The sequence below is a fragment of the Bacillus nitroreducens genome, assembly GCF_964021195.1.
The window spans coordinates 1,780,534-1,801,654 of sequence record NZ_CAXHYI020000003.1; the positions used below are offsets into that span (position 1 = coordinate 1,780,534).

26 protein-coding genes, 1 tRNA gene and 1 other RNA gene are annotated in these 21,121 nt (G+C 36.6%); 18 read left to right on the forward strand and 10 right to left on the reverse strand.

Annotated features, from left to right (window positions below):
* The first annotated feature begins 130 nt into the window (after positions 1-130).
* From ACWPVE_RS12330 to ACWPVE_RS12345, 4 genes are all read left to right on the forward strand, one after another.
* The gene (locus ACWPVE_RS12330; RefSeq protein ID WP_453993739.1) at positions 131-553 is read left to right on the forward strand and encodes a DUF1801 domain-containing protein; all 423 of its coding nucleotides are present in this window, start codon (positions 131-133) and stop codon (positions 551-553) included.
* A gap of 93 nt (positions 554-646) precedes the next feature.
* Positions 647-1,015 carry a VOC family protein gene (locus ACWPVE_RS12335; RefSeq protein ID WP_453993741.1) on the forward strand — a complete coding sequence of 123 codons (369 nt, stop codon included), beginning with the start codon at positions 647-649 and terminating at the stop codon, positions 1,013-1,015.
* Positions 1,016-1,213: 198 nt separating this feature from the next.
* Entirely contained in the window at positions 1,214-1,357 is a 144-nt protein-coding gene (locus ACWPVE_RS12340; protein ID WP_453993743.1) for a hypothetical protein, read from the forward strand.
* 43 nt (positions 1,358-1,400) lie between these two features.
* On the forward strand, positions 1,401-1,883 hold the full coding sequence (locus ACWPVE_RS12345; protein WP_453993745.1) for a VOC family protein: 483 nt from the start codon (positions 1,401-1,403) through the stop codon (positions 1,881-1,883).
* A 49-nt stretch (positions 1,884-1,932) separates the two neighbouring features.
* Here ACWPVE_RS12345 and ACWPVE_RS12350 read toward each other — a convergent pair.
* Positions 1,933-2,006: transfer RNA gene (locus tag ACWPVE_RS12350), tRNA-Arg, on the reverse strand.
* A gap of 90 nt (positions 2,007-2,096) precedes the next feature.
* Positions 2,097-2,291, reverse strand: a non-coding RNA gene (gene ssrS / locus ACWPVE_RS12355) — 6S RNA.
* Between the two features lie 235 nt (positions 2,292-2,526).
* Here ssrS and ACWPVE_RS12360 point away from each other — a divergent pair.
* The 4 genes from ACWPVE_RS12360 (at position 2,527) to ACWPVE_RS12375 (ending at position 6,306) form a co-directional block, all read left to right on the forward strand.
* On the forward strand, positions 2,527-3,534 hold the full coding sequence (locus tag ACWPVE_RS12360) for a DUF3231 family protein (protein ID WP_453993747.1): 1,008 nt from the start codon (positions 2,527-2,529) through the stop codon (positions 3,532-3,534).
* Positions 3,535-3,695: 161 nt separating this feature from the next.
* The gene (locus ACWPVE_RS12365) at positions 3,696-4,550 is read left to right on the forward strand and encodes an AraC family transcriptional regulator (RefSeq protein ID WP_453993749.1); all 855 of its coding nucleotides are present in this window, start codon (positions 3,696-3,698) and stop codon (positions 4,548-4,550) included.
* A 269-nt stretch (positions 4,551-4,819) separates the two neighbouring features.
* Positions 4,820-5,596: an alpha/beta fold hydrolase gene (locus ACWPVE_RS12370; protein WP_453993751.1), complete on the forward strand. Its 777-nt coding sequence runs from the start codon at positions 4,820-4,822 to the stop codon at positions 5,594-5,596.
* A 71-nt stretch (positions 5,597-5,667) separates the two neighbouring features.
* Complete coding sequence (locus tag ACWPVE_RS12375) at positions 5,668-6,306, forward strand: pyridoxamine 5'-phosphate oxidase family protein (protein ID WP_453993753.1); 639 nt, start codon at positions 5,668-5,670, stop codon at positions 6,304-6,306.
* An 83-nt stretch (positions 6,307-6,389) separates the two neighbouring features.
* Here ACWPVE_RS12375 and ACWPVE_RS12380 read toward each other — a convergent pair whose 3' ends face one another.
* The 4 genes from ACWPVE_RS12380 to ACWPVE_RS12395 all read right to left on the reverse strand — a co-directional run bounded on the left by ACWPVE_RS12380 (position 6,390) and on the right by ACWPVE_RS12395 (position 11,269).
* Complete coding sequence (locus ACWPVE_RS12380; RefSeq protein ID WP_453993755.1) at positions 6,390-8,609, reverse strand: EAL domain-containing protein; 2,220 nt, start codon at positions 8,607-8,609, stop codon at positions 6,390-6,392.
* A gap of 186 nt (positions 8,610-8,795) precedes the next feature.
* Positions 8,796-8,981 (reverse strand): hypothetical protein, encoded by a 186-nt coding sequence (locus ACWPVE_RS12385; protein ID WP_453993757.1) that lies wholly within the window; start codon positions 8,979-8,981, stop codon positions 8,796-8,798.
* Positions 8,965-10,116 (reverse strand): stage II sporulation protein P, encoded by a 1,152-nt coding sequence (gene spoIIP / locus ACWPVE_RS12390; RefSeq protein WP_453993759.1) that lies wholly within the window; start codon positions 10,114-10,116, stop codon positions 8,965-8,967. The genes ACWPVE_RS12385 and spoIIP overlap by 17 nt, the downstream gene beginning before the upstream one ends.
* Positions 10,117-10,402: 286 nt before the next feature.
* Positions 10,403-11,269: a YitT family protein gene (locus ACWPVE_RS12395; protein ID WP_453993761.1), complete on the reverse strand. Its 867-nt coding sequence runs from the start codon at positions 11,267-11,269 to the stop codon at positions 10,403-10,405.
* Between the two features lie 146 nt (positions 11,270-11,415).
* Here ACWPVE_RS12395 and ACWPVE_RS12400 point away from each other — a divergent pair, with 146 nt between their 5' ends.
* From ACWPVE_RS12400 to ACWPVE_RS12415, 4 genes are all read left to right on the forward strand, one after another.
* Complete coding sequence (locus tag ACWPVE_RS12400) at positions 11,416-12,186, forward strand: class I SAM-dependent DNA methyltransferase (protein ID WP_453993763.1); 771 nt, start codon at positions 11,416-11,418, stop codon at positions 12,184-12,186.
* A gap of 4 nt (positions 12,187-12,190) precedes the next feature.
* On the forward strand, positions 12,191-12,535 hold the full coding sequence (locus ACWPVE_RS12405) for a VOC family protein (RefSeq protein ID WP_453993765.1): 345 nt from the start codon (positions 12,191-12,193) through the stop codon (positions 12,533-12,535).
* A gap of 27 nt (positions 12,536-12,562) precedes the next feature.
* Positions 12,563-13,576 (forward strand): S66 family peptidase, encoded by a 1,014-nt coding sequence (locus tag ACWPVE_RS12410; protein ID WP_453993767.1) that lies wholly within the window; start codon positions 12,563-12,565, stop codon positions 13,574-13,576.
* Between the two features lie 770 nt (positions 13,577-14,346).
* Complete coding sequence (locus ACWPVE_RS12415) at positions 14,347-14,484, forward strand: hypothetical protein (RefSeq protein WP_453993769.1); 138 nt, start codon at positions 14,347-14,349, stop codon at positions 14,482-14,484.
* A 26-nt stretch (positions 14,485-14,510) separates the two neighbouring features.
* On the opposite strand, the gene ACWPVE_RS12420 is transcribed toward ACWPVE_RS12415, so the two are convergent.
* Together ACWPVE_RS12420 and ACWPVE_RS12425 are read right to left on the reverse strand one after the other, a co-directional pair.
* Complete coding sequence (locus ACWPVE_RS12420) at positions 14,511-14,807, reverse strand: hypothetical protein (RefSeq protein ID WP_453993771.1); 297 nt, start codon at positions 14,805-14,807, stop codon at positions 14,511-14,513.
* A complete protein-coding gene (locus ACWPVE_RS12425) occupies positions 14,788-15,231 on the reverse strand; it encodes a DUF4181 domain-containing protein (RefSeq protein ID WP_453993773.1) in 444 nt (147 codons plus the stop codon). The genes ACWPVE_RS12420 and ACWPVE_RS12425 overlap by 20 nt, the downstream gene beginning before the upstream one ends.
* Before the next feature lie 201 nt (positions 15,232-15,432).
* On the opposite strand from ACWPVE_RS12425, the gene ACWPVE_RS12430 reads away from it, so the two are divergent.
* From ACWPVE_RS12430 to ACWPVE_RS12445, 4 genes are all read left to right on the forward strand, one after another.
* Positions 15,433-15,675, forward strand: coding sequence for a glutaredoxin family protein (locus ACWPVE_RS12430; protein WP_453993775.1), 243 nt, complete (start codon positions 15,433-15,435; stop codon positions 15,673-15,675).
* Between the two features lie 87 nt (positions 15,676-15,762).
* Positions 15,763-16,143 (forward strand): YkvA family protein, encoded by a 381-nt coding sequence (locus tag ACWPVE_RS12435; protein ID WP_453993777.1) that lies wholly within the window; start codon positions 15,763-15,765, stop codon positions 16,141-16,143.
* Between the two features lie 440 nt (positions 16,144-16,583).
* Complete coding sequence (locus ACWPVE_RS12440) at positions 16,584-18,107, forward strand: malate:quinone oxidoreductase (RefSeq protein WP_453993779.1); 1,524 nt, start codon at positions 16,584-16,586, stop codon at positions 18,105-18,107.
* A gap of 153 nt (positions 18,108-18,260) precedes the next feature.
* Positions 18,261-18,728, forward strand: a complete 468-nt coding sequence (locus tag ACWPVE_RS12445; RefSeq protein WP_453993781.1) for a GNAT family N-acetyltransferase — start codon at positions 18,261-18,263, stop codon at positions 18,726-18,728.
* 48 nt (positions 18,729-18,776) lie between these two features.
* Here ACWPVE_RS12445 and ACWPVE_RS12450 read toward each other — a convergent pair whose 3' ends face one another.
* A complete protein-coding gene (locus ACWPVE_RS12450; protein WP_453993783.1) occupies positions 18,777-19,310 on the reverse strand; it encodes a GNAT family N-acetyltransferase in 534 nt (177 codons plus the stop codon).
* 228 nt (positions 19,311-19,538) lie between these two features.
* On the opposite strand from ACWPVE_RS12450, the gene ACWPVE_RS12455 reads away from it, so the two are divergent.
* Entirely contained in the window at positions 19,539-19,865 is a 327-nt protein-coding gene (locus ACWPVE_RS12455) for a YnfA family protein (RefSeq protein WP_453997498.1), read from the forward strand.
* A 54-nt stretch (positions 19,866-19,919) separates the two neighbouring features.
* On the forward strand, positions 19,920-20,465 hold the full coding sequence (locus tag ACWPVE_RS12460; RefSeq protein WP_453993785.1) for an SF0329 family protein: 546 nt from the start codon (positions 19,920-19,922) through the stop codon (positions 20,463-20,465).
* 363 nt (positions 20,466-20,828) lie between these two features.
* Here the strand turns inward: ACWPVE_RS12460 and ACWPVE_RS12465 are convergent, their stop codons facing one another.
* Complete coding sequence (locus ACWPVE_RS12465) at positions 20,829-21,047, reverse strand: hypothetical protein (RefSeq protein ID WP_453993787.1); 219 nt, start codon at positions 21,045-21,047, stop codon at positions 20,829-20,831.
* Positions 21,048-21,121: the final 74 nt, after the last annotated feature.

Below are 21,121 nucleotides of genomic sequence, written 5' to 3' on the forward strand. Positions count from 1 at the left end.
TTTTACTGTCACTATAGAAAAAATACTGTCACTAGCAATTTCAAATCAAAACAAAAAGCAGGAATCCCCACCCGACGTCTTGAAAGAAGTATAATTGTCAATTATACATACTAGTAAGGAGGCCAAATCAATGTATGAACTAAAAACAAAAGAAAATGAAGCGAGTGTCATTGAGTTTATTGAAAGTGTAGAGAACCCAAAAAAGAAAGAAGATGCTTATAAATTACTAGATATTTTCACAGAGACAACAGGTTACCCAGCTAAAATGTGGGGAACGAGCATCATTGGGTTTGGTTCTTATCATTATAAATATGAATCAGGCCATGAGGGGGATGCACCGCTTGTAGGCTTTTCACCACGCAAGGCAAAAGTTAGTTTGTATTTTGCACCAGGAGATGAAAAACGAGAGGAGATTCTCCAACGATTTGGTAAGTATACGACGGGAAAGGCCTGTGTGTATATTAATAAGATTGCCGATATTGATGTTGAAGTACTTAAGGAACTAATTCAACAATCCATTGCATTTTTACAAGAAAAGTATCCAAATGAATAAGAAAAACTTATAAAAAACAATAATATTTATCAAATTTTGTTATCCCTTAAAGTGGAGTACGATAGGCTTATCAAGCCATTTAGGGGGATAACGATGTCTTATATAATAAAAGCAATCGACCATATTCAGCTTGCTGCACCAAAAGGCAGTGAAGAACAAGCACGTCATTTTTACCAAGCAATCTTAGGTTGTAAAGAAATCCAAAAGCCTGAGACACTTCGTAAAAATGGAGGTGTGTGGTTCTCATATGGAACAGTCCAAATCCACATCGGTATTGAGGATCAATTTACGCCTGCTAAAAAAGCGCATCCTGCCTTCGAAGTCCAGCATCTTAAAGCTCTAAAAGCGCATCTTGAAAACAATCACGTGACGGTAATAGACGATCACAATCTACCAGGTGCAAACCGCTTTTATGCACATGACCCGTTCGGAAATCGTCTGGAGTTTCTAGAATGGAAGTAACAATGTTGCTGATTAGAATCCAAAAAGAAGCGGAATGGAAAATCTTTGAGAAAAGTTTGGGATAGAGTAGCATGTGGGATCATTAAAAGAAACTCTGCATTCTAGACCAAAACTAATCAAACGAATATGAATGAACACCGAGCTGATTGCCTACAATATGGCTAATGTTGTATTTTGCCAAAGTTGGAGGTGGTCAAGTTGGCTAACGATTCAAAAAAAGAAAGCATGGATATTTTTTCAAATGGAGCACTACGTGGGAAGCCCTATCTCGATATCGATCGCACTATTAGCGAAGGTCTTTCAGCGTATGTAGATAAAGAAACAAAGAAAGAGGATGTGTAGAGGCTAAACGCCTCTATTTTTTGTGAAGGAGGAGGAGCTAGAAATGGAAAAAATACAAAAAATCACAACCAATCTATGGTTCGATGATCAGGCGGAAGAGGCAGCGAACTTTTATACTTCTATCTTTAAAAATTTATCTATCCAGCGAATCGCTCGTTATGGGCAAGAGCGGCACGAAAGTATGTCAGAAGGTAAAGTTATGACTGTGGAATTTGAATTAGAAGGTCAAAAGTTTGTCGCTCTAAATGGCGGGCCAAGATATAAATTTACGGAAGCTATATCGTTTATTGTCAATTGTGAGACACAAGAAGAATTAGATTATTTTTGGGAGAATCTTTCTGAGGGTGGTGACCCCCAAGCACAAGTCTGTGGATGGTTAAAAGATAAGTTTGGTGTTTCGTGGCAAGTTGTGCCAAGCATGTTAAACGAGTTGATTAACAATGAGGAACCAAAAAAATCAGAAAGAGTCATGAAAGCTCTCCTTCAGATGAAGAAAATTGATATAGAACAATTAAAAAACGCATAAGAGGGATAGAAAAAAGGATGTCCAACGGCGGACATCCTTTCCTATTTAGCGTCCCAGATAGGAATCGAACCTACGACCTACAGCTTAGGAGGCTGTCGCTCTATCCTACTGAGCTACTGGGACATGGATTATTTTAATTATAGTATCTTTTTTCAATATAGGTCAATAAAAAATCCATTTTCCGACAGGAAAATGGATGAGTGTCATCAATAAGGAAAAGCCACAATTGCCGTAATACCCTAAGAAAGTTTAAAACCACCACTCCTCAAAGTGGGTGTTTGCAGAAACGTTCCTGTATGTCCTTCATGTCGCCATGGACGAAGGCTTGCCATTCCAGTTTCGATGTTAAACTCCCTATTCCAGTTCAAAGGTTAAACTTTATTATGATTACGAACAATGTAGCTTGTATTTGTATACTACACGATTGAAACGATGAATGCAAATGTAAATAAACTCCAATTTGTTGAACTTTGTCAAAGGTGTATGTAAAAGAACATGGTATTAGCTCCAACCTTGATGAAACAGTGGTTATTTCTAGGGAAATAAAAGATATTTGTCGAAAAAATATTCCAGGATTCCTACAAATTTGCATATATCCATTCAACTTGAAAAATACTAAGACAAAACGACGAGGAGTTTGAAAATGAAATCCAACAATGTACAACTTAGTTCAGCTGAAATAGGAAAGCTTTGGGCGGTCTATATGGGAAACTCCATGGCCATTTGTGTATTATCCTACTATCAAAAACACTGTGAGGATCAGGAAATTAAGGAAATCCTTAAAATGGCTAAGGGCCTATCTGAAAAAATTATTGAAGAAATTACGAAGATATTTAATAAAGAAAAGTTTCCGATTCCAATTGGCTTTGATGTCAATAAAGATGTGAATTTAGATGCCCCGAGGTTGTTTGCAGATGAATTTTATCTACATTATCTAAAATATACTGCGAAAGCAGGGTTGAGTCTTTATTCTACAGCGATTCCATTGATGATACGTCCAGACGTTAGAGATTTGTTAATTCAGATTGATAAGGATACTATTAATTTTATGGTTGCTGTTAATAAAACCTTAGAAAATAAAGGCTATTTGACGAAAGCCCCAAATATTCCTGTTCCAAAAGAGGTAAGTTTTGTGGCGAGACAGAGTTATTTAGCTGGTTTTTTGGGGGATGTACGGCCGCTACATGCTTTAGAAATTGCTCACCTTCAAGATAATATTGAGAATAATGTAACGAGTAAAGGGCTATTAATTGGATTTAGTCAGGTGGTTCAACATAAAAAAGTGAAAGATTTCATGCGGCGCGGCACAGAAATTACAATGGAACATATTAAGGAGTGTTTGGCAAAACTTCACGAAAATAATTTGCCTGGACCTCCATTACTCGATGATTTAGTCCAGCCTACTACGATCCCGCCTTTTTCAGATAAATTAATGATATTTCATAAAATTGACATGTTCTCGATGAAAATCAGATCATATGCCAATGCTACTTCTCTAAATGGTAGACGAGACATTGGATTAATGTATAGCAAATTCATCCTTGATGTTGGCAAGTATACAGAAGATGGTGCAAATATTATGATTGATGAGGGTTGGTTTGAGAAAATGCCAGAAGCAGTTGACAGAGAGGAACTGTTAGATAATAAGTGAAAAAGTCAGGCGTTCTTGCCTGCTTTTTTCGTTTATAAGAAAGGGTTTTAAACTTTCGTATTGAAACAAATACGTATAAGAGAAAAACTGACTCAACACAGCATAAAAAGACAGGAAGATAAATCAGTTTGCCGATAGTATGGAAGTAAGGGGTGAGGGAGATGAGTTGGCTAGAATCGATCCAACGGGCAATTGATTATATGGAGGACCATTTACTGGAAGAGATCTCAATTGAAAATATCGCAAATCAAGCAAATGCATCTCCATTTCATTTTCAACGAACGTTCTCGATTCTTACAGATATTACGGTTGGTGATTATCTTCGCAGACGCAGATTAACACTTGCCGCAGAAGAGTTATCGAGAACAGATATGAAAATTATTGATCTAGCCTTCAAATATGGTTACGACACTCCTGAAGCTTTTACCAAGGCCTTTCGGAAACAACATGGTGTTTCACCCAGTGCAGTACGAAAGGGGATAGGTAAGTTGCAATCATATAGCCGCCTGGTCATCCAGGTGAGCCTGAAAGGAGCAGAACCAGTGAAATATCGTATTGTTGAAAAAGAAGGATTTAAAGCGGTTGGCGTAAAACGTCAATTTTCATGTGTGAATGATGAGCATCTACGTCTTATTCCGAAGCTATGGGAAGACGTAAATTCAGATGGCACCTGTGATTCATTAATACCCTTGATGAATGGTGAATTAAAAGGGATTTTAGGTGTTTGTGTGAGTGAGACAAAAGATAGAACGATTGATTACTGGGTAGCGGTAGAGAATGTAGAAGGTTCATCTGAAACGTTTGAAACCTTAGATATTCCAACATCAAAATGGGCAGTTTTCGAAGTGCATGGTGCAATGCCACACGCGATGCAGAATGCATGGAAAAAAATCTACTCAGAATGGTATCCATCAAGCGGATATGAGTTTGCAGGTACAGCCGAGTTTGAACTTTATCCTGAAGGAAATGCATACGAATCAAATTATTACTCAGAAATTTGGATTCCAGTAAAGTAATGTAAGGGCCCCAAGGATATTCCTTGGGGCTTTACCGTTTTTAGACGTGATAAATTGCTAGTGACAGTAATTTTTAGGATAGTGACAGTATTCCTAAATAGTAACAGTAAACGGACGATTAGTGACAGTATTTCCTAAATAGTAACAGTAAACGGACGATTAGTGACAGTATTTCCGAAATAGTGACAGTAACCACCTTACATACCAATTAGACAGTAATTTTCAGAAAATATATAATGAAATCATACATATAAAGAGTGGTGACGCATATGAATCTTTACTATCAAGAATACGGTGATGTAAGTGCGCCTCTACTCGTATTTCTGCATGGCGGGGGTGTGAGTGGCTGGATGTGGGACAAACAAATAGACTATTTTTCACATTATCATTGTCTTGTCCCAGATTTACCTGGACATGGGAAAAGCAATATAATCCCATTTTCCATCAAAGATAGTGCTGAAAGAGTTACGAAATTAATCGAAGAAAAGTCAAAAGGGAAAAGTATTATCCTTGTTGGTTTTTCCCTAGGTGCTCAAATCGTTGTGCAGCTACTTAGCATAAAACCTAATCTCATTGATTTTGCCATCATTAACAGCGCCCTAGTAAGACCAATGCCAGTTCTACAAAAATGGATCCTACCAACTATTAAGCTATCAGCACCCCTTATGAAAAAAAGATGGTTTGCTCAATTACAAGCAAAGACTTTATATGTTGGAGAAGATTACTTCGAAAACTACTATGAAGAAAGCTCCAATATGACAGTTGACGGACTTGCCCGTGTTCTAGAAGAAAACATGTCCTTTGGAATTCCATCTACTCTTCCTCAGGCGCAAGGTAACATTTTGGTAACTGTTGGTGAACAAGAAAAGTCGATCATGATTAAGTCGGCTTATGATCTTGTAAAAGTTAATCAAAATACGAAAGGTATCCTCATACCGAATATGGGACACGGCGTTTCCATGGCACAGCCAGACTTTTTTAATCAAATGGTAGAAACATGGATAAATAGAAGGGAGCTACCTAAAGAATGTAAAATCATAGATTAATTACTATCTATCTTACATTACCATGGGATTATGTTAGTAGATCGATATATTATAAAAATGAGGTGAACCAAATGAAAGTAGCCAACCCTTTTTCACAAATCATTAAATCAGAAGAAGAATTGCGCTCCATGATTGGCATGCCCAGTGAAATGGTAAAACGAAAAGTAATTTCATATCTTGACCACAATTGTATAGAATTCATTTCTGCCTCGCCGTTTCTTGTTATTTCAACTTCGGATGAATTTGGCTTTTGCGATGCCTCTCCTCGAGGAGATCATGCGGGTTTCGTCCAAGTGTTAAATGAGAAATATATCCTTATACCTGAGAGACCTGGAAATAAACGAATGGACTCAATGCGAAATATACTAGTAAATCCTAGGATAGGACTTCTATTTATGATTCCTGGATTGGGTGAAACGTTAAGAGTAAATGGAAAGGCTACATTAGTTAAAGATGACGAACTTCTCGAGAAAATGTCGGTAAAAGGGAAGAAGCCATTGCTTGGTATCGGAGTGGAAGTAGAGGAATGCTTTATACATTGTGCAAAAGCCTTTATACGGTCAGGGTTATGGGAGCCGAGTTCCTGGCCTGAAACAGCGAGCTTACCGTCTCCAGCAAAAATATTACTTGAACACACTAGACTTCCAGATGCAACGACAGAATCAATCCAAGAAAGACTAAGTGAAAGCTATAAACAGCGACTTTATTAGAGTAATCTGCGAGCATGCAAAAAGAAGAAAAAACAAGGTATGTCCCATTTATCAAGACAAACCTTGTTTATTCATGATTTTAGTTATTTCTTTCTTATAAAAAACTTGCTTCGTTCGAAATCTTCACTCGATAAAGGCTTACTAAATAGATAGCCCTGAATGTAATCACATTTGTTTTTTTGTAAAAAAGCCAGTTGTTCTTCTGTTTCGACTCCTTCTGCAATGACCCTTAGATTTAAATTGTGTGCTAACGTGATAATTGCTCTAACAATGTCCTTATCATTATCATCTTTCATAATATCACTAACAAAAGAACGATCAATCTTCAGGTAATCAATCGGAAACTGTTTTAGGGAGTTCAATGAACTATAGCCTGTCCCAAAATCATCAATACTGATTCCGACTCCAATTTCTTTTAAATCGTCTAACACTTTTAGAGCGTGCTCGACATCCATGGCCATTGATTCAGTAATTTCCAATACTAAACAAGTAGGATCAAATTCCGTTTCGTCTAATACTTTTCTTACATACTTAACAAGATTTTCTTTATGGAATTGGTGGGCCGATAGATTAACGGAAACTTTTATTGGCTTCATTCCTGAACGTTGCCATCTGTTGTTTTGGATACACACTTTTTTGATAATCCACTCTCCAATATCAATAATCAACCCACTCTCTTCCGCGAACGGGATAAACTTATTAGGGGGGATTAAACCAAGGTCTGGATGATTCCATCTGACTAATGCTTCTAACCCAATGATTTCTTTTGTTGTGATACAAACTTGAGGCTGATAATGTAAGATTAATTCCTCGTTTTCTATAGCATAACGGAGCTCTGCCACAATTTTTAATTCTTCTTTTATATGTTGGAACATTTCCGAGTTGTAAAGGAAATATTTGTTCTTACCTTGAGTTTTTGCTTTATACATAGCATTGTCTGCGATTATCATAAACTCCCTAAGTGAAAACGGTTGATCAGGGTAGATTGCAATTCCAATACTGATAGAGGTATGAAATTGATTTGAATTTATGGTAATAGGCTCTTTGAATTGGTCTATAATTTGTTCTGCTTTTTGAATGACATAATCTTCATCTTTAATGTTTTTTAACAGGAAGGTAAATTCATCTCCACCCACTCTAGCAAGTAAATCATCCTCCTCTAGACAATTCGATAAACGCTTTGATACTTCAATGAGTAACAAGTCGCCCATTGAATGACCGAACGTATCATTGATCACTTTGAATCGATCTAAATCTAAAAATAAAATGGCGAGTTTTGGTTGATCTTTCTTTATGAGGGTTTCAATCTCTTTTTGGATGTAACGTCGATTAGGTAAACCTGTTAGGTCGTCATGATAAGCCAAGTAGTTGTATTTTTCTTCAGCTAAAAAACGGTCAGTAATATCTCTAAACTGGCCAAATGCCCCCACTAGCTTTTCGTTCTCATAAATAGGTTGAGCATCAAACAAAACAATGACAGGATCTCCATTTGTATTCGTGAACTTAATTTCGACATCCTCGTATTTTACTCTGTCCTCTAAGACCTTTTTAAAATAAGTTCCTGCCTCATTTGATTCAAAAATACTCCTACCAATAACATCGCCTCGACTATGGTTAGAAATCTTTTCAGCAAATTCATTAAACTCCGTCGCAATTCCTTTCTCGTCCGTAATGATAATACCGTTTCTTGTGCGACTCAGCATAATTTGATTCATGATATTTAGTTTTCGATTTTGTTTTCTCAATAAAAGTTCTCGTTCAATCGAATCAACAACCTGTGAAAGCATGGTTAAATATAGAGGGTTTTGAAACTCAATAGGCATCATAATGGACACGCTACCGAGAATGCTATTCTCATCTGTATAATGGAAAGGAGCGCCATAGCAAGCAACTCCAAATAGTGACGTATGATAGTGGTTTTCACCTATTACGGTAATTGGATGCCCTTGCTCTAGTGTTAAACTAACCACATTCGTTCCCGCATCTTCTTGTGTAAAAAGGCTACCTTCCTTGATACCGAGTTGCTTTACCATCGATTTAATGGATTCATCACCAACCATATCAAGAAGATACCCTTTCGCGTCAGAAATAACGATGAGAATGGGCGTCCCTTTTAATGAATCTAACAGTTTTTGAGAGAAGAAGCTGACAACTGATAGAATTTCACTATATGCTTTTCTTTTTAAAGTGAGTTCTTTTTTGGACATATACCGCTTCGGGCCAGGTACTTCATTTGGATCCATTCCACATAATCGGCATAATTCTTTGGATTTCCTTATATAGTGAGGTTCATTTACAGACATTTTGATACCTCTATTCCTTCTGTAAGTAAATGTGATGAATCAGGGTTCTACGTTGTATAGTAGTATCCACGAAACAGGATAAAAATATTAAGAGGTCTGTAAATATGAAGTGAATGGGGAAGATGAAGACACGGTTCATGTGAACCTTGTTAGAGAAACCCTATTTCATCTCCCCGAAGAAAAAATCTATGCATTATCCCGTTGTTTTTCGTTCTCTTTAATCGAATGTGTGATTAAAACTTTACAGCACATGATAATCCCTGTGAAGAATGCTGCGATAGTAAAACCAAATGGTAAGTAGTAGAAGCCAAAAAGTGTTGAAACAAACAGCCAAATGAGCCAAAAGAGTAATTGTTTATTCATCTGTAGCATTCACTTTCTCCGCATCAAGTATATAATCACTAAGTGCCTTTCCAAGAGCCTTGACTGTATTTTTTAATTCCTTCATATCATTATCAACCCCACCGACTTCAATCAGGATGGAGTTTTCTGCTAAGTCCTGATTATAAATGCCATTCCCCTGGTCAAGCCCTTTTGCTATGACTCCCCTACTAATCCCTGGGTACTGCGCTTCAATTATCTCATTTAAAGATTGGGCTAAGGTAAAACTTTGTTCAAAATTGGCGCTTGCTTTTCCAACGACAAAAAATACCCGAGCATACGGCTCGTTGTTAATGGTAACGGTCGTTACATCTTTTCGTACTCCGTCGCGGTGAAGGTCAATTAAAAAGTCTATATTAGAGTCATTAGCCATGGCAGATTGAACAATTTCACGTGACAAAGCATATGAACGAGAGGTTCCCCAACCTTTTTTCTTCAATTCTTGACCGACATTTGTTGTATCTACGATCGTCTTGATTCCATATTGTTCTAATTCTTTCCCTAGAAGTTCACCTACAAGTGTAATGTTCGTTTTAGAATCAGCGGCTTTTTCCATATCAGGATCGCCAGTAAGTCCAAGCAATGGTAAGTAAGATTCATAGCTATGAGAGTGATAGATGAATACCTTTTTATCTGTAACTGGATTGACGGGTGGTGTTTTCGGTTCATCTTTATAAAACTCCTCCAATTCCTTTTGAGCCATTTCTCTTTCTTGGAGTAACACATCTAAGGGTGGTGCTGACTCATAAGGTAGATTGGTGAAGTCTGTGCCTTCTCCTGTTATAAGAATTTCAGAATGATACATGGAAAGGCCAGGTAGTTCATGTCCAAAAAAACTCCTCAAATCACCATATTTAAATTGTAGTGTTGATTCAATAAGAATTTTCGTAATAGAATCCTGTTCTTCAAGCAACCCCTGGCTGAAATAGCGGTTCTCAAACCCCAGTAAGGTAACTAAAAACTCAGTAGGAAGGGTTTGTATGTTGATGTCAAATTTGCCTAAATGGGTCCATTCTTTTTTGATAGAAGAAATGCTTGATGCAGCAGCAAAAGAGATAAGCACTGTTATTATGAACAAATAGGCTATTCTTGATATGAAAATTTGTCCATACCCAGAATTCTTCATGAATATCCGTCCTTTATGGCTTTTGGACATATATATGAGAATTCTTTGTAAATTAGAATCTTTGACTTTCTTCTTTCTATGTAAGTAAATTTTGTTCTAGTCTATATGAGTAACTTCTACTTACTTCTGTATGAGACGACGCATTAACGTATCAAGTGGCCCATTTATTTGCTAAATGAAAGCATACTCAAATCATTAAAAATTCTCTCAAATCAACTGGTAGAAAAGCAAAATACAAAATAGGTATAAAAAAATGCAGGGGTTCTAAAACCTCTGCATATCTTAACTAGTGACCAGCACTACTCTTGAAATTACTACCTGTCACATCCGCGATATTCTCAATTGCAATTAATGCACCTGGATCAATGTCTAGGGTAATTTCTCTCAGTGAAGAAAGTTCAATCCGACTTACAATGGTATAAATAATCTTTTTAGGCTCATTTGTATAGGCCCCTTCACCATGAATAAAGGTAATCCCTCGCCCCAAAGACTTATTCAATTCATCCGCAACCTTGTCAGGCATATCGGAAATAATGGTAACTGATTTTAATTCTTCCATTCCTTCAACAACAATATCAATCATTTTAAAAGCGATGTAATAAGTGATAATCGAGTACATAGCCGTTTCCCAACTGAACACGAGCAATGCTGCCAGGATAAAAATAAACACGTTCATGATCATAACTGTCTGTCCGACTGACACTGGTCGTTTCTTGCTTACAATGATGGCCAAGATTTCAGTACCATCTAATGCACCACCAGTTCGGATAACTAATCCGACACCTGTACCTAATATAACCGCCCCAATAATGGTTGCTAAAAATAGATCATCTGTTATAGGTTCAAAATGATGTAAATAAGCAGTGAATGCCGATAATACCACAACTCCATACAGTGTATGTAGTGTAAACTTTACACCCATTTTTCGATAACCAAGGAAAAGAAAAGGAATGTTTAAAATAATTAGGAAAATACTCATTGGAACGCCAAATATTTTTGATGCAATGATGGAAAGGCCAATAACTCCACCGTCTAAAATATCATTTGGGACTAAAAAAAGTTCCAATCCAAAACCCGCAATTAGAGCTCCGATGGTAATCATAATGAGTTGTTTTGCTTCTGTTAACACACGTTTTTTCTTTGTTTTTGCCATAAAAACCAAGCCTTTCACTTACAAGATGAATTTTTCTTTCTAATAGTACCATAAATGACAGATATACTTACAAGAAAAAAGGAAAAGAATACCTTTATGTGGAAAATAATAAAATAGATACAGTTAATTAATAAAAGGAGTGCACTATGAGACATCCTAACAATTTTGAAGAATATGAAGACCCAGTTCAATACGACGTAGAAAACGCCCCTTTCCTAGAGGATGTAACATTTTTACAGAAATGGGCTAAGAACGTAAAAGGTCCAATTATAGACTTAGCATGTGGAACTGGTCGGGCAACTATTCCTCTTGCGCAAACAGGACACACCCTAATTGGGGTAGATGTACATAAAGGGATGCTGATGCAAGCAAAAAAGAAAACAACTCCAGGTCTCAACATTGAATGGATTGAACAAGATTGTACGAAGCTTCAATTATGTGTGAAAAGTTCGCTCATCTATATGGTGGGAAATTCTTTTCAACATTTTCTCACAAATGATGACCAAGACCAGCTGTTAAATTCCGTACATAACCATCTAGAAAACTCAGGAATTTTTATATTTGATACGAGATTTCCAGGCTCAGATGAGTTGCTTCAACCACCGACTGAAGAGTATTGGCGAAGCTATAGGGATGAAACAGGCAAAAAGGTAGATGTTTTTACAAAGAGTAGTTACGATGCGATTGGGCAAATTCAGCATTATATAACCACTCGAAGAACAGTAGATGCCCATGGAAAAACAATCGATGAAAAGAAAACTAATATCCAATTACGATATGTCTACCCACAGGAAATGGAGCGACTATTAAAAGGGAACGGATTTGAGATTTTAGCTGTTTACAAAGATTGGAATGAAACGCCATTAACACAGGATAGTCAACAGATGATCTATGTCTGTAAAAATTCAAAGGAGTGAGAGCATGGCAAGAATAGTAGGATTTGAGATTAGCAGCCAAGAGCCTGAAAAAGCAGTTCAGTTCTATAAAGATGTTTTTGGATGGGAAATGGAAGAACCAAATTGGGGATATTGGCCTGTTAAGACCATGGGGCCAGCAGAAATTCAGGGAGGAATAAGCAAAGGGCCGCATGACTATCCACATGGAACCAGAATTCAGATCCAAGTTGAGTCTATAAACGATACAATCAAAACGGCAGTAAATCATGGAGCGATGATTGTTCGTGAAAAGATGGAATTTGAAAAGTTTTTTCTTGCATATTTAGTCGATCCAACTGGGGTGGGATTTGGCCTTGTTGAAAGAAAATAGAAAGAATGAGAGAGTGAGGGTTTTCATATGATTCAATACCCCTTATTAAATAGTGGTGCAACTATAGGTGTTACGGCACCTTCATCGGGAGTTGAAAAGGACTTACATGTGCTAATTACAACAGCATGCAAACGCTTGGAACAGAAGGGATTTAACGCCATTTGTGGGGACACAGTGTGGACGCAGGTGAAAGCAAAATCTGCTCCTGCAATTAAACGTGCAGAAGAATTTAACCGAATGATTAGAGATGAAAAAATTGATCTAATCATCCCGCCATGGGGTGGTGAATTAATAATTGAAATCCTGGAACACATTGATTTTGATCAAATCCCCAAAAAATGGATTCTCGGTTACTCAGATACGAGTGCATTACTATTAGCAATAACATTGAAAACCAGTTTGGCAACTGCACATGGAGCAAATCTTGTTGATTTAAGAGGGAAATATTCTGACGAAACGACCGCGATGTGGCAGTCAGTCTTATCCACAAATAAAGGAGAATCGGTCATACAATATTCATCAGAAAAGTACCAAAAGGAATGGCGACACGATAATCCTACCCCTCATTTATTTCATCTAACTGAGCCAACATACTGGAAATCAACTGCAAAAGGTAAAGTTAATTTAAAAGGTAGGTTGCTTGGGGGATGCATTGACATCATCAGGCATTTAGTTGGTACTCCGTACGGAGAAGTTCAGCAGTTTAGAGAAAAAAATATACAGGGAGATTCCTTGGTTTGGTACCTTGAAAACTGTGAGCTATCAACAACAGACTTGCGTCGATCACTTGTCCAAATGAAGTTAGCGGGTTGGTTCGAAGATTGCTCTGGAATCATGTTCGGAAGAAGTCCAGCCAATACGCCTGTTGATCAATATACGGTGGAGGATGTCTACCAAGAGCTTTCAGACGAACTTCAAATTCCAATTGTATATGATGTGGATTGTGGTCATGTTCCCCCACAAATTACGTTTATTAATGGGGCATATGCTGAAGTGGAAGTTGAAGATGGAAAAGGGACAATTGTACAAACATTTATCTAGAATATCAAGGTCGTTCATCCAACTGGATTAACGACCGCTTTTTATTCAGGCATGTTTATTTTTTAACGTAAATCCCATGTAGAAAGGACTAAAATAAACAGCGCCAATAAGCTCTTCATCTACATCCTTAATAAAAGCCAAAAAACATTTGTCTTGGTTAGAGAGGAAGGGGAGATACTCATAGAACTGTAAGTTATGTATTCGTTCCTTTTCCAGTAAAGCAACCAAAGTATCCTCTCCTTCTTTGTTTAGAAGTTGGTATATGATTGACACCTCTTCTTTTTAGCGAATTTTAAAAAATAAATGTTTGTAAGTTATTATAAGTCTATAACTTTCTTAATTCTTCTGGCAAAGTGTCAATCCCACCAAAAAGGTGAAGAGAAACGGCACGATCGTTGTAGTTTAAATATATATAAATTAAGTTTATTGTAAATATCTAGTATAATAAAGAATAAGGATATAATAGAGGAATATCCTATGTATTACTATAGTGTCAATCCTTTATTGACGTTTTCCTGTTTGGGTCGAGCCAATTCTTGTATTACAGCGGCTAGGCAATCTAATGAGCGACCTGTGGAAGTAAGATATCAAACTACCATCTATGCTTAGATTCTTGGATGAGAGTAGTGGGCGTGTTGTACGAGTTAATCCATTTAACTAATTTTTAGTTTAGAGTATTTTTTTACTCCCCAAATTTATTTCTACGAACTTGACCCTCAAAATAAGAAAAGCCCACACGAATAATGTGGTGAAAGGTTTGGTGGTCATACATGAATGAGAGAACTGTTAAGTTTAGTTATGAAGAAATCGACCTACTTATAGATGCTATGGATAAAGATGTTTGGAAAGATATAAAATGGAAATCAGTGACTGAAGAAGAAATTGAAACATTATTGAAAACCTCTTAGCCAAGCTGCTTAGAGGTTTTTTGTTATTAAAAGAAGGGTTCCCACTTTAAATTTTCTCTCTTTATTAGATTTATCAAAACGTTTCCTTCAAGTATGAAATATTTATTTCCTCCCAAACGTAAATCGACCTCAGAGAAAGTTAACTGATGTTGCCCTTTGTCTGTATGGATAGTCACATTGTAATCCATACCAGGAATTGTTGAGTTTGATTTTTTGAGTTTCATCGCTGACGATATATTTGAAAACTTTTCTATCATCTTTTGATCAATAATCGTTGCGTGTTTCCATGAATACTCCCCACTTTCATCTTGTTCTGTCCACAAAATTTCGAATTCTAGATATTTCTTCGTCATTTAGCAAATCATCCAATTCGGTTCCAAGAGTAGTTTCATTTACCTTTTTATCAATAAAGAAGATGCCCCAAGTAGCAACAACACCTACAAGCAATAATAGTAAGGACAAACGATATTTGTTTCCCTCTACATATTTCCATTCCATGAATGACTGAAATCCTCGATGGAGCACTATTATCAGAACGAAAAACCATTTTAGATGGTCTAAATTTTTATCGACAAAAACCAAAATACCAATAAAAACTAAAGTGAAAATGAAAATACTACCCCACCGATATTTTTCACCTCCGTCTGTATCCATTAAGGTATAGCCAGGTCCAAATCGATTTCCTACGTATTGGTCAATAGATCCAAGTATAATAAACAATAGAATGAAACTAAGACTAATCCCCACACTCCTATCCCCCAGTTAAAGAAGCATTTGGAGTTTATTATATAGAGGGGTGGATAAATATTCCATAATGCAAAAGCGTTACTTTTGTACAATTTCACCTATCATGTCAAAATGAGAGGAAGACAATAAGTAACTTGGATAGAATACGAAGGTATGATCACATCTCAATTAACATGTTTTGAAATAAAGGAGATTAGACATATGGAAAACAAAGTAATTGTCTATACGACAAATGATTGTGTGGAGTGTACGTTTGTTAAAAAAGTACTCACTGAAAATGGAATACCATTTGACTTACGTAACATTGCCGAAAGTGAAGTATATCAAAAAGAAGTCGAAGTCTTCGGTTTTTTAGGCGTACCTGTAACCGTTGTGGGCGACCGTGCAGTCAAAGGATTTACTCCTGAATTAATAAAACTATTAGAACCGCTGAAAAAGGGTTAAAGAGGTCAAAATGGGGTAACCTAGAAAAAAATCACAATTCGTAAAGAAACGAATAAAATGGTGAATCATGATGTTTAGGTGAACCCTATGGAAAAACTAATAAAGTGGGCAAAGACATTAAAAAAGCAAATATTTGTTTTATATTTTGCGTACAAGGATGCGAGAGTTCCTTGGTATGCAAAACTTTTCTCAGCGGGCGTGGTTGCGTATACCTTCAGCCCAATCGACCTGATTCCAGATTTCATTCCAATTCTCGGATATCTTGATGAAGTCATTCTCGTTCCAATTGGTATCATGTTAGCTCTAAAAATGATCCCCAATGCAGTCATAGCAGATTGTGAAATAAAAGCTGAGGAATTGATGAAGAGTGGTAAGCCGAAAAATTGGATTGCTGGGGCTTTCATCCTTTTGGTTTGGATGCTCTTATTGTTATGGATTTCCATTAAAACATATGAGTATTTTCAATAAAGGCACTAAAAACCTGTATTTCACTGAGAGATACAGGTTTTTAAGTTAACAAAATCACTTATTATGACAAAGAAGAAATAAAACCGACAGAAAACAAATATCTAGGATAAAACAGTTGTACAAATAGCAACTTTTAGGTGAATATCCACATAAATGATATTCCAACTAAGTTTAATAAACCCCTTTAAACTCACGATTCATGCGATTCTTTTTAGGACATGAATCGTAACAGATTCCCCTTACCAAATAGCTAAATTCTAACCTCCTACCCATAACAGGCTTTTCAATATTTTATAATTATCATATAATAGTAGATATACGAATCTATATAATTTTCATAAAATTATATAGTAAGATTGAAACGAAAACTGAGCGGGTTGATATTTATGATACCGCCTTCATCTTATTTACCCAAATCTGAAAAGAAAAGGTTGATAAAAATGAGCAACATAGAAACCAAAACAGATGTTATTTTAATTGGTGCTGGGATCATGAGTGCGACATTGGGAACACTCTTGAAGGAATTAGCACCTGAATTCAACATCACCGTTTTTGAAAAACTCGACAAACCAGGAGAGGAAAGCTCTCATGAATTAAATAACGCAGGGACAGGGCATGCTGCGTTATGTGAGCTTAACTACACAGCAGAAAAACCAGACGGTACTATAGATATTAGGAAAGCGATCAATGTGAACGAACAGTTCCAAGTATCTAAGCAATTTTGGGCATATCTTGTGGAAAACAATCTCATCCGTAACCCAGAAAATTTTATTATGCCATTGCCACATATGAGTATGGTACAAGGTGAAAACGATGTCGCTTTTTTAAAGAAGCGATTTGAAGCGCTATCAAAGAACCCATTGTTTAAAGGAATGGAATACTCAGAAGATCCTTCCACTTTAAAGGAGTGGTTCCCTCTCATTATGAATGGTCGCACATCTAATGAGTCAATTGCTGCTACAAAAATGGATGCTGGTACAGATGTGAATTTTGGTAATCTAACACGTATGTTGTTCGACCATTTAAAAAATAAAAATGTTAAAGTGAACTACAGGCATAGTGTGAACGACATTAAACGTGCAACTGACGGTTTTTGGGAGTTAAAGGTGAAAAATTTAGACAGTGGTGTGGTAGAACACCACAAGGCTAGATTTGTCTTTATCGGTGCTGGTGGAGGAAGCCTTCATATGCTCCAAAAATCTGGCATTCCTGAAGGAAAACATATCGGCGGATTCCCAGTAAGTGGAATCTTCATGGTGTGTAATAACCCAGCAGTAGTAGAACAACATAATGCAAAAGTATATGGAAAAGCAAAAGTTGGCGCTCCTCCAATGTCTGTTCCACATCTCGATACAAGATATATCGATAATAAAAAGTCATTACTATTCGGTCCATTTGCAGGGTTTTCTCCGAAATTTTTAAAACATGGCTCCAATATGGATTTAATTAAATCTGTAAAACCTAATAACCTGTTAACCATGTTAGCAGCTGGAGCAAAAGAAATGGCCTTAACCAAATATTTGATTCAACAAGTGATGTTAACCAAGGAACAACGTATGGAAGAACTTCGTGAATTTATCCCGAATGCCAAAAGTGAGGACTGGGATTTAATCGTGGCTGGCCAACGTGTACAAGTCATCAAAGATACGGAAGCAGGCGGAAAAGGAACTCTTCAATTTGGTACTGAAGTAATTACGTCAGCAGATGGTTCAATTGCAGCTCTACTTGGTGCATCACCAGGAGCTTCAACTGCTGTTCATGTAATGCTCGAAGTAATCAAAAAATGTTTCCCACAACGCTTGTTAGAATGGGAACCAAAAATCAAAGATATGATTCCTTCGTATGGGTTATCCCTTATGGAACACCCTGAGCTTCTTGAGAAAATCAATGCCTCAACTGGTGAAGCATTAGGTCTTGTACAAAAAGAATCCAAGAAGAGAAAAGATCTTGTCTTAAATATGTAGAAAATAGGTTACCTTCAATCTCATTTTGGGATTGAAGGTTTTTATCTCGTCGAAAGAAAAACATTTCATTATATAACTCTCCTAAAGGAAATCATCATTTTTTGTTGAATGTATTAAAACAGAAATTGAATTTCAACTAAAAAGGAGAGCTTCATGCAGATTAAATTAGTTGATGTTACAGAGGATAATTTTTTTGATATCATCCAGTTAAAGTCAGAAGCAAACCAAGAAAAGTATTTCCAAATCTATGAAAGATGGGTTGGTTCCAATGCGTACTTTCTAGCTGTATGCCAGACGTTTGGATTCATTCCAAAAGCAATCTACGATGACCAAACACTGATCGGCTTCACATCACATGGTTATCACAAAGGAACAAATCGATTTGAATTAATAAGCATGATGCTAGGGCACCAGTTCCAAGGGAAAGGATATGGCACTCCTGTTTTACAAGCTATCATTGAGGACATGGTTAAGACTCATAAATGTGAAGAAATCTATTTATCGGTCATTAATAACAATGAACGTGCGATACGAATCTATGAAAAAGCGGGTTTTAAACCTACTGGAGAAATAGAAGAGGGGCATCATCCTGAGCCTGTTTATTGTTTAAACGTAAAATAAGAAAAAGGATGCCCAAGGAGCCGTAACTTGCTCTCTTAGGCATTCCTTTTATTCATTGAAAGCTTCCGAGTATTTCACAATACCTTGAACATTTTTTAATGATCCTTCAAACAATTCGATTGCCATAAACACCTCATTTGGTACGTCAAATGGTGCTCTTATATTCCAGAGATTGGCTTGTTTGAAACCGAATCGTGGGTAATAATCCTTGTGACCTAACACAATCACCGATTGATATCCAAGTTCTTTTGCTCTCTCAAGTGCAGCCTCAATCAATTGGCTCCCAATACCTAGTCGCTGATATTCTGCAATGACAGATACAGGTGCAAGTGCTAATGATTCGACAGATTGGTCACCATCTACAATTTGAATTTTTGAGAGGAGAATATTTCCTACTATATCTTCCTTTTGGTTAACAGCAACTAATGAAAGTTCAGGTATAAATGCGTTTGACTTTCGAATCCGTTTTACTAAATAATGTTCCTTTTTATCGCTAAATTCCTCATTTAGAAAAGCTTTTCTAATAACTTCCTCTGTCACATGATAGTCCTTTGGGATTTCTTGTCTTATTGTAATTTCCATTTATAGTCTCCTATCTAGGTTTATTTTAAATAACTTCTAAATGGTTCAATCCCAGCTCTAAACATAAGTTTGCCAAATAATAACCTCCTACATGTGTTCCTTTCATTGTAAAAACTATAGCGATATTATTCAAGGTGATCACAGAACTAGGTCAGCGAACCTTTTTGAAAAAATAATTGATTGTTATAATAAATGGGTATTTAGAGAATGACCTAGGACGTGATTGACATTTTACATGCAATTTTTCTTTTTCTCGTTGCAGGAATCGCTGAAATTGGTGGAGGCTATCTAATATGGCTTTGGTTGAGAGAGGGTAGGCCTTTTTATTGGGGAATTGGCGGTGGGATTGTTTTAGCATTATATGGAGTGATTGCGACATTTCAAGCGTTTCCTTCATTCGGTAGAGTATATGCCGCCTACGGGGGAGTGTTCATTGTACTATCAGTCTTATGGGGCTGGGGAATCGATAAAAAAACACCTGATTTATACGATTGGATAGGAGCTGTGATATGTATAATGGGTGTTTCCGTTATGCTATTTGCGCCGCGACAGTAGCGACAATAACAGATACTTTAATAGGTTTTCATAATCGTAACAGGGGGAATTACTGTGCAATGGAGTAAGTTAAAATCAACACTTGAAAGTTTTTTATGCGATAAGTTACAAGGGCGTATCCAATTACATGCAACGGTATATCGAAAATTTCATGATGGCCCAAGCAGAGTATGGATCACATTTGATAAAAAAGAAATCATAAGTGCTTCAGATACTACTTACGCAGTCGAACATACTAAACTATATCAACGAATGAAAGAGGAAAGAAACCTTGAAGGTATTCCTTACAACACAGACTGGGATGTCATGCTGAACTCAAAAGAACGTACGAATTTAATAGAGGCTTCAGATAACGCTGAGGAGATCCTTAGCAGTCATTCCATTTTTGAAAGCTATCACCTTTATGATTCGTTTCTGCAATATAGCTCTTTATCCATTGATGAAGCATTGAAATCAGAAAATATCATAATTAGGTCCTATTCAATGCTAGATAGAAGAGTAGGTAAAAGAAGATTAAAAGAATTCAATTTTCCAAAGGACACTCATCCACTAGTTGTGAATTTTTACAACATAAGATGTGAGGTTGAAGGGATTAAATAAATTTACGTTTATCCAGCATATTTCTTATACAGCGCGAATACAGAGACAAGGCGTTGACCTATGGGAGGATCAGCGCCTTCTTTCTTTTATTCGCTTTTTTCTTATTAGTAATCGTTTTAATAAAGAATATACCTGCAAGTAGGCCCAGCATATTCAATGAATCTCCAAAATTAATTGTAAAATTAAAATGGTTGTTTACCCGAGTATAGTTCCTGTTATCGGACTTCGCCTGAGAAACGTCATTCTGATTATTCAACATAATCCCTCCATAAGATAGTTGTACCCATCCAAATATATGTAAGAATGAGTTCTCATATGCAAGAAGACTAAAAGGTTCATTGTTTCTTATCAAGTTTTTACGTACTACCTATGTTTATCATCTCTATTTTCTAGTAGTTCAATAATTGTATCCAGCTTTTGTTCAAGAATATCTATTCTTCGTTCTAGGTTTCTACTATTAATTGAAGAATCTTTTGAAGGATGAACAAAATAGGAACGAACGGCCCAAAAAATAGCTGCAATAAACCCGATAAAAAGTAGATATGCTAGTAACAAAAATCCAACATCAGCAAGTTCTCTCAAAGAAAGGATCTTTTCTAAAAGATTGTTACTATTGGATAAAACTAACTTTTTGAATTCAGCGGAAGGTGGCGACT